At 47.2% G+C, this 13,449-nt stretch carries 10 protein-coding genes and 3 pseudogenes; 2 read left to right on the forward strand and 11 right to left on the reverse strand.

The features are described from left to right. Positions 1-8 precede the first annotated feature (8 nt). Together JCM2765_RS14075 and JCM2765_RS14080 are read right to left on the reverse strand one after the other, a co-directional pair. Positions 9-728 carry a DUF4811 domain-containing protein gene (locus JCM2765_RS14075; protein WP_054737276.1) on the reverse strand — a complete coding sequence of 240 codons (720 nt, stop codon included), beginning with the start codon at positions 726-728 and terminating at the stop codon, positions 9-11. Beyond that, positions 725-2,198: pseudogene (locus tag JCM2765_RS14080) on the reverse strand (MDR family MFS transporter). The gene JCM2765_RS14075 and the pseudogene JCM2765_RS14080 overlap by 4 nt, the downstream one beginning before the upstream one ends. 257 nt (positions 2,199-2,455) lie before the next feature. On the opposite strand from JCM2765_RS14080, the gene JCM2765_RS14085 reads away from it, so the two are divergent. Continuing rightward, a complete protein-coding gene (locus JCM2765_RS14085) occupies positions 2,456-2,896 on the forward strand; it encodes a MerR family transcriptional regulator (RefSeq protein WP_054737277.1) in 441 nt (146 codons plus the stop codon). Between the two features lie 350 nt (positions 2,897-3,246). Here the strand turns inward: JCM2765_RS14085 and JCM2765_RS14090 are convergent, their stop codons facing one another. From JCM2765_RS14090 to argC, 9 genes and pseudogenes are all read right to left on the reverse strand, one after another. Beyond that, the gene (locus tag JCM2765_RS14090) at positions 3,247-4,101 is read right to left on the reverse strand and encodes a DUF4097 family beta strand repeat-containing protein (RefSeq protein ID WP_054737278.1); all 855 of its coding nucleotides are present in this window, start codon (positions 4,099-4,101) and stop codon (positions 3,247-3,249) included. Continuing rightward, positions 4,098-4,745 carry a DUF1700 domain-containing protein gene (locus JCM2765_RS14095; protein WP_054737279.1) on the reverse strand — a complete coding sequence of 216 codons (648 nt, stop codon included), beginning with the start codon at positions 4,743-4,745 and terminating at the stop codon, positions 4,098-4,100. The genes JCM2765_RS14090 and JCM2765_RS14095 overlap by 4 nt, the downstream gene beginning before the upstream one ends. Then, a complete protein-coding gene (locus JCM2765_RS14100; protein WP_054737280.1) occupies positions 4,738-5,058 on the reverse strand; it encodes a PadR family transcriptional regulator in 321 nt (106 codons plus the stop codon). Before JCM2765_RS14100 ends, JCM2765_RS14095 begins: the two co-directional genes overlap by 8 nt. A gap of 508 nt (positions 5,059-5,566) precedes the next feature. Further along, positions 5,567-6,909, reverse strand: a pseudogene (locus JCM2765_RS14105) (PFL family protein). Positions 6,910-6,919: 10 nt separating this feature from the next. Beyond that, the gene (locus JCM2765_RS14110; protein WP_054737281.1) at positions 6,920-7,189 is read right to left on the reverse strand and encodes an ACT domain-containing protein; all 270 of its coding nucleotides are present in this window, start codon (positions 7,187-7,189) and stop codon (positions 6,920-6,922) included. A 236-nt stretch (positions 7,190-7,425) separates the two neighbouring features. Further along, a pseudogene (gene argD, locus JCM2765_RS14115) lies at positions 7,426-8,573 on the reverse strand (acetylornithine transaminase). Beyond that, positions 8,573-9,316, reverse strand: coding sequence for an acetylglutamate kinase (gene argB, locus JCM2765_RS14120; RefSeq protein WP_054737282.1), 744 nt, complete (start codon positions 9,314-9,316; stop codon positions 8,573-8,575). Before argB ends, argD begins: the two are co-directional and overlap by 1 nt. A gap of 18 nt (positions 9,317-9,334) precedes the next feature. After that, the gene (gene argJ / locus JCM2765_RS14125; protein WP_054737283.1) at positions 9,335-10,531 is read right to left on the reverse strand and encodes a bifunctional glutamate N-acetyltransferase/amino-acid acetyltransferase ArgJ; all 1,197 of its coding nucleotides are present in this window, start codon (positions 10,529-10,531) and stop codon (positions 9,335-9,337) included. Between the two features lie 16 nt (positions 10,532-10,547). Continuing rightward, entirely contained in the window at positions 10,548-11,585 is a 1,038-nt protein-coding gene (gene argC / locus JCM2765_RS14130) for an N-acetyl-gamma-glutamyl-phosphate reductase (protein WP_054737284.1), read from the reverse strand. A 394-nt stretch (positions 11,586-11,979) separates the two neighbouring features. Here argC and JCM2765_RS14135 point away from each other — a divergent pair, with 394 nt between their 5' ends. After that, entirely contained in the window at positions 11,980-12,831 is an 852-nt protein-coding gene (locus JCM2765_RS14135; RefSeq protein ID WP_054737285.1) for a helix-turn-helix domain-containing protein, read from the forward strand. The last annotated feature ends 618 nt before the right edge of the window (positions 12,832-13,449 follow it).

Here is a 13,449-nt window from a genome sequence, read left to right on the forward strand (position 1 = left end):
CAAAATTACTATTTAAGTGAAGCAATCAGCTTCTGCACAGCCTGTGCTTGGAATTGCGCAGTGGCTTGCTTAGTGACTTTAGCTTGTTCAGCTGATGACATGGTTGGGTTCTTCGTCATGGCAGCAGTGACCTGCTTGGTGACGAAGGCCTTGGCTTCCGCCTTCAGCTTAGCTTGGTAAGTCTTGCTCTTCATTTGCTTGGAGAGCGCTTTTGATTGGGCAACGGTTAACGTGACCCAGTTTTTGTTAACGTAGATGTAGTTCGTCCGCTTCACAAACTTGTGGTTTTCACCAGTCAAGCCAAACCAGAACTTAGCGGCACCACTCTTGTAACGCCAGCGAACCGTCTTGGTGACGATACGGGTGTTACCAGTCGTGGATTTCAACTTGTTCGTAGTCGTGCTCGTTGCTTGCGTCGTGCTTGTCTTCTTAGCATTTGCGCTAGCTTTATAGATGTAAACCTGTTTGTTGTTCTTCGTCCCAATTGGTTGGTAAAGAATCATTTGAAGTTGCTTGGATGGACTCACGGAATAGACCTGTTTGCTGGTGGCTTCCGTGTATTTTTCCAGTCCATAATGATTCTTCCAGTTAATCACCCCGAAGTAACTTGAGATAATCAGACCTAATACGGAAATCAGGGTCAAAATCAGGCTGGCTGCCTTGTTGTTAATGTAGATGAAACAAACGAAGGCTAAGATGGTAAATACTGAAATTGCGACTAAGATCATTTGCTTTCACCCCCATCAACTGGATAATCGCTTGCGTTCCCACGGTTCTTCATGAAGAAGGCCGTAATTAATGCCAGTACACAGAAGAGCGTGGCAATCATGAAGGCGGCATGGTAACCAGATAACGTTGCGTTGATAGCAGCGTCCTTGTATGCCAATGGATCAGTCTTCAACAAGTGCTTAGCTGGCATGTTGTTGGTCGTGACGTTGGTCAAAATACTGATCAATACCGCCGTCCCAACGGAGCTGGCAACTTGACGTTGAGTGTTGTTAACCGCCGTCCCATGACCAATCAGGTTAACTGGTAAGGCATTCATCCCAACAGTAGTCGTTGGCATCATGGCCATCGAAATCCCAAACATCCGAACAGCGTACAAGATGACGATGTAAACTGTTGGCGTGTCCTTCGTAATAAAGATAAATGGAATTGAACCTAGGGTCAGTAATAACATCCCCATAATCGCCAAGCGCTTGCACCGAAACGGTCCACAGCCCGGCCAGTGATTGGCTCATAACCCCCATCATCAAGGCGCCGGCTAACAACGTTAAGCCAGAGTGGAAGGCTGACATGCCTTTAACAACTTGCAGGTACAATGGAATCACCATTTCAACCCCAACCATGGCCATCATTGAGATTGAACTCAAAATAGCTGAAACCATGAATGGCTTTGACCGGTAAACCCGAAGTTCCAAGAATGGATCGTCCATCTTGAGTTGACGCCAAACGAATAACCCAACAACGATCACACCAACAATTAAGAAACTGATAACCTTGGCACTGCCCCAGCCATCATCACCAACGGTGGAGAAGCCGTAAAGCAGGCTCCCGAAACCAACCGTTGACAAAATAACGGATAAGACGTCGATACCTTCTTTTTTAGTCGGTAAAACGGGCTTCATGAACCAAAGACTGGCAAGAACAACAACTGCCACGATTGGAATAATCATTCCGAATAAGTCACGCCAACTAAAGTTATCAATAACCCACCCTGACAAGGTTGGGCCAATGGCTGGTGCTAACCCGATAACGATCCCGGCAAGCCCCATGGCCGTCCCACGCCGTTCTGGTGGGAAAATCGATAGCATGATCGTTTGTAGCAGTGGCATGGTTACCCCAACACCAACGGCTTGGATCAACCGACCCGTTAATAGGAGGCCGAAGTTAGGAGCGGTAAATGAAACAATCGTCCCTGCCAAGAAAATAACCATGGCTGAAATGTACAGCCACTTCGTATTAAACCGCGTGCTTAACCACGCACTAATTGGGATCATAATCCCGTTAACTAACATAAATCCGGTAGTCAACCATTGAACGGTCGCCGTTGATACGTTGAACGCGTCCATAATGGTTGGAAATGCCGTAGATAAAATCGTTTGATTCAAAACCGTACAAAATGTCCCCACCAGTAAGATGACAATCATCATCATCCGGTTGTACGGTTTCCCATTCATATCAACCGCTTTGTTCACTTAAGTCAACCTTCTTTTATTTAAATTTCGTTTTTCGTTCTTTTAAACGACTGTTGACTATAATAATAACTTTTAAGGAATTTGTCAACAATCTTGACAATATTATTTAATAATATATACTAGTTGTTGTTAAATCTACCATTGTTATGAACAATCCTAATAATCAAGAACCCGTTAACGCCGGGAATGAAAGCTATTACAAAATTTTCAAAATTCGAACGAACTTTTAGAAAACTTTTCAGAAAAGAGGATTTAAGTTGAGTAGTGAATTTCACGATGAATTAGCGTTCATCAGTCGCAACGTTGAATGGCATTTAGGCATCGGTGACGTTGCCGCCGCAACCGGTGTCTCACAGAGTCAACTGCGGTACTGGGAACAAAAGGGTTACATTACAAGCGTTAAGGAAAACGGGCAAAACCGGAAGTATAATTACGCGACCCTCATTAAGGTGTTTGTCATTAAACACAATATGGAACAGGGCTTCACACTGGCTGCAGCCGTTAAGAAGGCCGATCAGCGCAAAGAAGCCATTGACGTGATCAAGCATGCCATTGTTGACCGATTCCAAGGCATTGATCAAATTGATGGTTACCCAGCAGTTAATCTGGGGTACCTTAACGAAAATCAAAATGAAGTTTTATATGCTGTAGTTAAGGAAGACCATACGGATTTGAAATTGATTCCGAGAGATCAATAAATTTAGTGATATTGAAAACGCACTCGCCGTAATTTGGCGGGTGCGTTTTTTATTGTGTCTTATGTTGTTGGCGCTTGTTTTTAGCGTTGGCTGTTTGTCGTTGTTTCGTTCGTTAAAGATGTATGGCGGGTTATGGCTACTGTGCCGAATGGTGCTACGCAAGACTGAGAGCTATGCGTAAGTCAACTTCGGTAAAACCGCCAGACCCAGGCGCTTTCACCGAAGTTGACTTACACTACGCTCTCAACCCGTCTTGCTCCGCACACTATCTTGAAATCACAATATTCCCATTATCAGCATTCAACTGGTAAGTCTTCTCTGCGTTCATACTACCGTAGTTACCAGTATCCTTACCATACAAGGTACATGACCATCCGAAGCATTGGCCGTAATGCCACGTGCTTACTTGGCTCGATCTGTCCGTTGATGTGACCATCTTCTGCCCGAACCTGCATGGTCTTCAAAATGTTTTGTTGATCGAAGTCCACGTTCGCATCGCTAGATTGAATAGTTAAGTTCCGCCAAGTATTTTGACGTAAGGTCAGATCACCGTCTCTGGTAGTCAATTGACTGTTTTGGGCATCGAAGCGGCTGTTTTCAATCAAAATATTGTTATCGCCAGAATCGATATCTAAACTCTTAGCGCCCACGTCATTGAGGTTGATTGAGCCATACACGCCGTCTTTAACGTAAATCGTGCCACTAACACCCACGTGTGACAGCGTCAGGTCCTCACTCGTGTTCACGTTCAGTTCCTTAGTTGATACGTTTTGAACCGTTGTGTTTGAATCGCTTCCCAGCGTAATACTCTTCAACTTAGTCTTTGCTGGAACCGTCACTTCGACGATTGGTTGTTGGTTGGAATCAAAATCTTGAGAACCGAAGATGAAGCCTGAGCTACCGCTACCGGTTATCGTCAACTTACCTTGGTGGTTCGTCATGCTAACGTGACTACTCTTACTAGCATGCAGGCGAACCTTGGTTTCAGTCGTATCACCCTGTTGAATCACAACGGGTCCCATGCCATTACCGTTAACGTCAATCTCCGAAACATCTTGATAGTTCACACTCTTCGATACCCGGGCATCGACTTTAAAACCGTCATCCCAGTAAACCGACTTCAAGCCCCCATTACCAAGTCCGATTGAAAACAGTACCCCACCGATGACCAGCAGGATCACTCCAAAAATAAACGTCTTTTTCATTGGTTGTCTCGCCTCTCTTCTGCTTGTTCCGCCCGGTTTTTCCGGCTTAATTTACTGTATAACCAACGACTGAACATTAAGGTGACACGGATCATCCACCGAATCAGCCAGTTAATAATGGGTAAACCAATCAAAAAGGCCCCAATAACGGCAATCCCGCCACCGATGTAAAGTAACCCGGTGTTAAATGCCGTGCCTAAGATGCCAATGCCGACAGCTAAGGCCGCCCCGCCACCAAGTAAAATGCCGACTAAGGCCGCAATGATCGCAAAAATCACCGCACCACCGGCAACAACCCCCGCAAACAGGACCGCTAATACTGCGATGGCAATCGGAATCGTCAACGGGGTTGAGAGGATGGCCAACACAATCAACCAAATCGTCCGAACTTGAGATTGGGATTCCCGAACCCGACTCCGAATCGATTTCTTACCGCTTCCCGGTGCATTGAGTAACCGAATTGAATAGTCGGCTAACACCTTACGTGCCAACTGCCTCGGCGTTCCTAATTCCTTGACTGCTTCCTCATAGGTAACAAAGTCGCCGTCTTGTAGGTACTCCGAGTAAAAATCAACAACTTCTGCGAGTTCCGTCTCATTCAGCTGATTCAGATAACTCTTAAACTCCGCAATATACTTATCCATGATTGTTTTCATCCCCCAACATTGAATCGATTCCAGTTTTAAACTCGGTCCAGTCGCCCCGAATTGTTGCCAAATGCAATTTACCATCCGCCGTTATCTGGTAATAACGCCGGTTACGTCCCTGATACGGCTCGTCATACGTCGTGAGCCAACCATTCTTCTTCAACCGTCGCAGTACCGGATACATTGTTGACTCCGACACTTTAATTGCCTGCTGAACCCGCTGCGTCAACGCGTAGCCGTAGTAATCTTGATTCGACAAGATTGCTAACACGCAGCCGTCCAGTAATTCTGAACTCACTTGAATTGCCACGTTATCACCCCTTACAATATTATATGTCGTATAATATGATTTCAAATACATCTTACTTGATTGCGATGTGAGCGTCAAGCTTTTTGAGTGGAATTTTTTTAATGTAGGCTAAAACCGTTGCTGGATATGGAATAGGCGCCACTACCTAACTTAGTTGTTGGGTGGTGGCGCCTGTTTTTGATGAATCATTATGGTTTTAGTTCACTAAGTTGCACGTACGGGCTTGCCCACCACAAACCCCAAAAACCGGGGTTTACTCTATTCCATAGACTTTCTGGCGACGCTCATTGCTACTACGTTTGTTTCGGCTTTTTATGGGAATTGTGCTTTCCGAATAATCGGTTTTATTGTGAAGTTTGACTACGCGTGTTCTTTTAGGCCACCACGCCGAAATGCGCAAAGAAAAGCAAGGAGTTGCACGTAAGGCCCTCCCACCACAAACCCCAAAAACCGGGGTTTATGGTGGGAGGGCCTTACGCTCCACTCCTTAACCGCTTTTCTTTGCGCTCTAATTCTTAAACGAATGAATCGGCGCCGGAATCCGGCCACCGCGATCAATAAACTGCTTTGGTGAGTTTGCATTCACCGGCATAATTGGGGCAGTCCCAAACAAGCCACCGAAGTCGACCTGTTCACCGACGCCCTTGCCCGTTGCTGGAATTACTCGCACCGCCGTGGTCTTGTTGTTGATCACGCCGATTGCGGCTTCATCCGCGATCATACCACTAATGGTTTCCGCGGTCGTATCACCTGGGATGGCGATCATATCAAGTCCCACGGAACAAACCGCCGTCATGGCTTCCAACTTTTCGATGTTCAAGCGTCCCGCTGTCACTGCGCGAATCATTTCAGCGTCTTCCGAAACCGGAATGAAGGCACCCGATAAACCACCAACGTGTTCGCAGGCCATGACGCCGCCCTTTTTCACGGCATCATTCAACAATGCCAATGCTGCCGTAGTTCCTGGGGCACCGACACTTTCGAGGCCGATTTCTTCTAGAATTTCAGCAACCGAATCACCCTCATTTGGCGTTGGCGCTAACGAGAGATCCACGATACCAAACGGCACGTTTAAGCGTTCTGCCGCCACGTTACCGACTAATTGGCCCATCCGAGTAACCTTGAAGGCTGTCTTCTTGATGGTTTCTGACACCACGTCGATCGACTGGCCCTTAACCTGTTCCAACGCCCGCTTCACAACGCCAGGACCACTGATACCCACGTTGATGACGCGATCCGCTTCACCAACGCCGTGGAAGGCGCCGGCCATGAACGGATTATCCTCAACCGCATTTGCGAAAATGACTAAGCTCATGCAGTTGACTGGGTCGATCGCCGCAATGTCTTTAACGACCCGCCCCATCTGGGCCACAGCGTCCATGTTGATACCGGACCGAGTTGACCCAACGTTGACTGAACTGCAGACCCGCTGCGTCACGTTCAACGCTTCGGGAATCGATTCAATCAACTTACGGTCGCCAGATTGGTAACCTTTTTGAACCAAAGCGGTAAACCCACCAATTAAATCAACGCCCAAGGTTTCTGCGGCCCGTTCCATCGTTTCTGCATACGCTACATAGTTATCATCGTGACTAGCCGCCGCAATCAACGCGATTGGCGTTACCGAAATCCGTTTGTTGACGATTGGAATGCCGTACTCAGATTGAATTTCATTGGCAACTTTAACCAAGTCTTTGGCGCTCGTCGTAATCTTATCGTAGATTTTTGACGCGCCTTTTCGCCATCACTATCGATACAGTCAAACAGGGAGATACCCATCGTAATCGTCCGAATGTCGAGGCGTTCTTCCGAAATCATCTGAATTGTTTCAAGAATCTGTCTGGTTTCCATCAGTAACCTCCTACAACTTCTGAATCGCGTCAAATAACTCTTGGCGCTGGATGCGAATATCAAGACCCAGCGTTTCGCCCTGTTCAGTTAACGCTTGTTTCACCGTTTCAAAGTTCGTTGCCTGTTCGTCCCATTCACCCATCAAAATCATCGTAAAACTGCCGTGCATCAAGGTTTGCGAAATATCAATAATGTTGACGTTAAGCTTTGCGAGTTGGTTAGAAACCGCCGCAACGATGCCAACTTTGTCCTGGCCAATAACGGTAATGATTGCTTTCATGGTATTATTCCCATCCTTCCAAATGTCTGGTGCCGAGGTGCTTATCTATTATCATATGGGAAAGTGGCACTTTCGGCAATGGCATTTTAATTATTTTCTAATTTAAAAATTATTCGGTATCATACTACTAAAAACACCACAGTTCGGTCATCAATACGTTGACTAATCAAAAAATCCACGATGATTTCCCGTTAACGAGCATTCATCGTGGTATTTTTCATTTCTAAATTTAATTTTTAGTTCGTGTGTGCCACTAACTCATCGTAAATCGTTGTCAGCCCGCTCTCTAAGTCTTCAACCGACATGACCAATGGTGGTAATAACCGTAACGTGTTACCAACGGCGGATAGGGTCAAGATGCCCTTCGCCTGTAACGCCGTGATGACGTCATTAACTGGCAAGTCATCCGTCAGGTGAATCCCAATCATCAGCCCACGACCGCTCACGCTAGTTACAACCGGCAACGCTTCAAACTTCGCTAACGTTTGGCCGATCTTAAAGGCCTTCGTGCGAACCTGTTCCAAGAATTCTGGCGTTAACTGTTTCAACACGGCCTGGGCCGAAGCCATCGTTAACGGGTTCCCCGCAAAGGTCGAGCCGTGAGTGCCGGGACCAAATGCCTTGCCCAGTTTCGACTTGCCAATCATCGCACCAACGGGCAGACCATTGGCTAAGCCCTTGGCGGAAGTGACGATGTCAGGATCTAGGCCGACGCTTCATAGGCAAATTTAAACCCAGTCCGACCAATCCCAGTTTGCACTTCATCAATAATGAATAGCGTATCAGTGGCCTGACACTTCGCCTGAACATCGCGTAACCAGTCTGGATCACCAACGATGACGCCACCTTCACCCTGAATAACTTCCAGAATAACGGCTGCTAAATCGGGCGTAATGGCGTCCAACGAAGCAGGATCATTGTAGTCCGCAAAACTAATATCGGGAACCAATGGCGCAAACCCCTCTTGGATGTGGGCGTTACCGGTCATCGACATCGACCCGTAAGTCCGTCCGTGGAAGGAGTGGTTAAATGATAGCACCTTGGTCTTACCGGTGGCCTTCCGCGCTAATTTCAACGCAGCTTCGTTGGCTTCAGTCCCGGAATTGGCAAAGAACACTAGCTTATCTTCCTTCCCAACTAGTAACTCAGCCACGGCTTCTTGGAGGTGGTTTTCGTACAGGTTAGAGATGTGCCAGATTTTGCCTAGTTGGTCAGTGACTGCCGCTTGAATCTCAGCATTTTGATACCCTAAATTACAAACACCGATGCCTGACGTAAAGTCGAGGTAGTCCTTCCCTTGATCATCGGTAATGGTGACACCAGTTGCGGTTACCGGTTCAAACGGGAACCGGGCGTAGGTTGGAAATACATGGTCCATTGTCATTAATCGATTGCCTCCTGTAAAAGTGTGGTTCCTGGGTGGGTCAACTGGTCGGTAATGCGCACCGCTTGAACCCCCGCGTGAACGGCCTTAACCGCTGCTGAGAGTTTCGGTTGCATGCCCGCCGTGATCACGTTTTCTTCAATTAACTGGGTCACATCTTGTGGCACCAATTGACTGATCACGTGACCGTTCTTCAACACGCCAGGAACATCCGTTAATAGGTAAAGTTGGTTAGCTTTTAATAACCGGGCAACGTCGGCTGCCGCTGTATCAGCGTTGACGTTGAGCCAGTCACCACTGACTGTCAGCGCTAAAGGTGCTAGGACCCCAATTTGGTCAGCTAACAGTCTCGACAGCGCCAACTCATTAACGCTTGAAATGCTACCAACGAAGCCGTACTGTTGTTGATCGACAAACTTGCCGACCAATAGTTTCTGATCCGCCGCATTTAACCCCACCGCTGCTAACCCAGCCTGCGATAAGCGGGTCAGCAGTTCTGGTTGAGAATCGCCCAGCAACACCATTTTGGATAGGGCCAACGTTGCGTCGTCAGTCACTCGAATTCCGTTTTGCTTCTTCGTTGGAATGTCGAGTTGATCGGCTAGCTTGGAAATCTGAGGTCCACCACCGTGGATCAGGAGGACCTTCTTGCCCGCTTGGCGCCAGTCGCGTAACTGTTCAAAAAATTCCGCAGTTAATTGATGAATGGCGTTGCCGCCGATTTTGACGATGATCAGATTCATAGGTCGTGCTTCCCTTCTTTAAGTGTGATAGCTCGCATTAATTTTCACGTAGTTATAAGTTAAATCGCAACCCCAAGCTTGGCCGGTCGCATTCCCACTGTTGAGGGTAACGTCGATGGTCACTTGGTTTTCTTTCATGGCATCAACTGCCGTATCAAGGTCAAACGGCACTGCCAAACTGTCTTGTACCATCAAGATGCCGTTCAGGGTAATTGACACGTGGTCGATGTCCACGTGGGCATCCGTTGCGCCAATCGTGGAAATAATCCGGCCCCAGTTCGGGTCTTGGCCGAAGATGGCGGCCTTAACTAGGTTGGAGCCAACGATTGCTTTAGCTACTTGTTGGCCTTCCTGGTCGTTAAAGGCGCCCGAAACGTTACATTCAACGAGCTTAGTTGCGCCTTCACCATCGGCAGCAATTTGCTTGGCCAGTTCACCTAAAACCACGTGTAAGGCTTCGGCAAATGCCGCGTAATCGGCATCCGTGGTTGACGTTAATTCGGCATTTTTCGCTAATCCGTTGGCCATCACGACGACCATATCGTTCGTCGATGTGTCGCCATCAACCGTAATTTGGTTGAAGGTGGTATCAACGCCGGTGCTTAACGTATGTTGTAGTAGCTCACCATCAATCGCCGCGTCCGTGGTTACAAAGCCCAACATCGTGGCCATCTTGGGGTGGATCATACCAGAACCCTTACAGAATCCCGCAATCGTCACCGTCTGACCATCAAGTTCCACCTGAACACAGGCCTTCTTGGCATGGGTGTCGGTCGTCAAAACCGCTTGGGTGACGCCATCATCGGTTGCGGGTTGTAATTGCGCGATGCCCGCTTTGATTTTGTCCATTGGTAGCGGTGCGCCAATCAAACCGGTTGAAGCGACCCCTACTAAGTCTGGTGAGATGCCTAACTTTTCACCCAGTAGCTGTTGTTCGGTTTGGGCATCCTGTTCCCCCTGCACCCCGGTACAAGAATTCGCAATTGCACTGTTCACAACCACCGCTTGGAGGTGATGGTTGTGGTTAATGGTATTTTTAGTTAATTTCGTTGGGGCTGCTTGAAACTGGTTGGTGGTATAAGTCCCGGCAGCCGTTGCGGGAACTTCTGAGAAGAGGTAACCGAAGTCCTTCTTATCAACGGTTCCTAGGCCAATCTCGATGCCATCGTTATAAAAGCCGGCTGGCCATTGAAAGTCAATTGTTGTCACTGTCATATGCAACGCTCCTTTTCTAAGCAAAGACTGGCAACGTTGGTAGGCCAGTGGTTTCGTTAAAGTTAAATAGGTGGTTAAAGTTTTGAACCGCTTGTCCAGCAGCGCCTTTGATCAGGTTATCGATCACGCTGATCACCATCACTGTATGAGTTACAGGGTTGTAGACCACGCCCAGATCACAGTTGTTGGTGCCAACGACTTGTTTCAGGCTTGGCGTTTCGCCATCCATCACGTGAACGAATGGGTGATCCGCATAAACGGTATTGAACGCCGCCATTAAGGATTCTTGCGTCACACCTGACTTGACCTTGGCGTAGATGCTGGCCATCAAGCCGGTCGTGAGCGGAAGTAGCGTGGTGCTAAATTGAATGGCATTCACTTGGTTGTTCCACTGATGTAGTTGTTGAACGACTTCTGGAATGTGCTTGTGTTTGTTGAGTTGGTATAACTGCAAGTTGTCGTTTTCTTCCGTGAAATGCGTCAGTTGACTGAGGGATTTACCAGCTCCTGACGTCCCAGACTTGGCATCCACAATAATGCTATCTGGATCGATCAAATCTTGTTGCACCATTGGCGCTAATCCAAGCAGCGTTGCCGTTGCGTAACACCCCGGGTTCGCAATGTAGTTCGTTTTCTCAGCGTAAAAGTCGGCAAGGCTATAAGTGGCCTGCGCTAAATCAGCCGCATCCGCAGCTGGCTTGTGATACCACTTCTCGTAGGTGGCTGGATCCGGCAACCGGTAGTCACCAGATAAATCGATCACTGGGAACTTTGCCTTAATGAACGGGCCAGCTAACTGACTGCTGACGCCGGACGATGTTGCAAAGAACACCACATCGTTATCCGCCATGATTTTTTCCGGATCAAACGCTTGAAGTGGCACGTGTTGGCCGTGGTAACCGGCAATGAGCTCGTCGAGATAGCGGACATCCCCGTTTTCTCCTTCATTTGTATGTCCGTATAAGTTAATCTGAGTAACTTGTGGGTGGTTAACCAGCAAACTGTATAACACCGTGCCGCTGTAACCCGTAACCCCAACTATCGCAACGTTCATTGACTCACCTCATTTTATATTAATTCGCTTATTTGTATGTTCCTTACTATATTCTCATAAAGATTAAAATGCAATCATTATTTCTAAAAACAGCAATTTTCTTTAATTTTATGTATAAACTATACTAAAATACAGTGAATATACATAATAAAGCGAATAATTACACGGAAATGGTTAACGAATTCAATGAACTTCTCATACATAATATGATGAATATATGTATAAGAAACCATTTTTATCTTAATAGATGAATATTGTGCACTTCAAGCGTTAACCTCCGCCATCATCAGCAAAATATTCCATTCCAGTTTAATTTTGAATCGTTCAGTGATTAACGAAGAATAATCTGCTATAATTGCCGTAAATATAAAATAATAATTGGACTGATAAAATTATGAATATAGAACGATTTATTAAAGCGCGTAAAGCCCTCGGTTTGTCACAGGCCGAACTTTGCGATGGCATTTGTACCCAAGCGACCCTCAGTAAATTTGAAAACTCTGGTAAGGCGCCCGCAATCCGAATTCTGACTCAACTTTGTGCACGCCTTAGCCTGACCCTAGACGATGTCTTTCCAGTTAACCCACCTGCTCAATCAGAAGCAAGTGAGTTGCTCGACCAGGCTGAATTTAAATTGATCACTAGTGAATACGACAGCGCCAGCGCTGACCTTGAAAAAGTTAACTTCACCGATCTCACCGCAAACGGCCAGATGCAGTACTACTTTGTCAAAGGCTACCTCACAGCGCTACGTGAGGAACCGATTGCGGATGCGCTCTACTACTTCAACTTAATTTTGAACGACTTAGACGACAACCATAGCACCATCTTCACCAACCTCGCTTATACCGGGAGCGGCATCGCCTACAGTCACAACCACGAAAACCAAAAGAGCGAGTTCTTCTTCCAAAAAGTTTTCGACGACCTGCACAACCTACCACTTAATAGTAATAAATCTATCTGGCGGGCCCTCAACATGGTCTTCTATACGGCCGAATATTTCGCCCACGTCAACGACTTCAAGACCAGCGACCCACTTCTGGCCTACGGTTACGACATCTGCGCCAACAACCACGTCACCTATTACGCCGCTCGGATTCGTTTCCGTCAGGCGCAAAATGCGATTGCACTCAATAAGCCAACTGCTGACGTTATTGAATTATTGAATGACGCGAAAACTTTCGCGAAGCTTAATGATAACCAATTATTGCTGGAACGAATCAAAGAGACACAAGCTACCATTTAACGCAAAAGACATGCCGTGTCTGGCATGTCTTTTTTGCTGTCGTTTGTGTCCAGCGTAAGCATTCTTGCTGTGAGTTTGTGAAGTGCGATGATTTGCGTGGACTTACGATTCCGGTCAGCGGCTAGGTTCCTGCTGTGGGGCCGGTCTGAGCCGAAGGACGGTCTCAGACCTCGAAGTTAAGCCTCGCCAAAACCCACGCGAGTCTTAACTTCGTCCCCGATGATTGGCGGTTGTCGGAAGAACACCAACAACCACCAATCATCGCGACACAGCATCCACCTAGCCGCTGACCGAAATCTTACATTAGCGTAATTCGGCACTATTGTAGAGCATCTCAAGTGCTTAATCGTGCCACTTAATGGCGGTATCGCACAGTTGGCGTTGATTCGACAAACGCTAAAGTTGAGCAACAGTCGATGCCTCGTCATCGTGACCGGCAAGACTGTCAATCTATTCGGAACGTTGACTTAATCCGCTTGAACGTGCTGTTGACCCGATGTCGTAACGTTACCGTTCAACACTTGCTGAGATGCTTGCAATTGTCAGCGTGCGACAGTTTTACCCTTCATGATAAATTTTCGGGAGTGCGGTCCCGATGCCGAAAGTCCGCAAACAAGA

The sequence above is a fragment of the Secundilactobacillus similis DSM 23365 = JCM 2765 genome, from assembly GCF_001311075.1.
Taxonomy (GTDB): Bacteria; Bacillota; Bacilli; order Lactobacillales; family Lactobacillaceae; genus Secundilactobacillus; species Secundilactobacillus similis.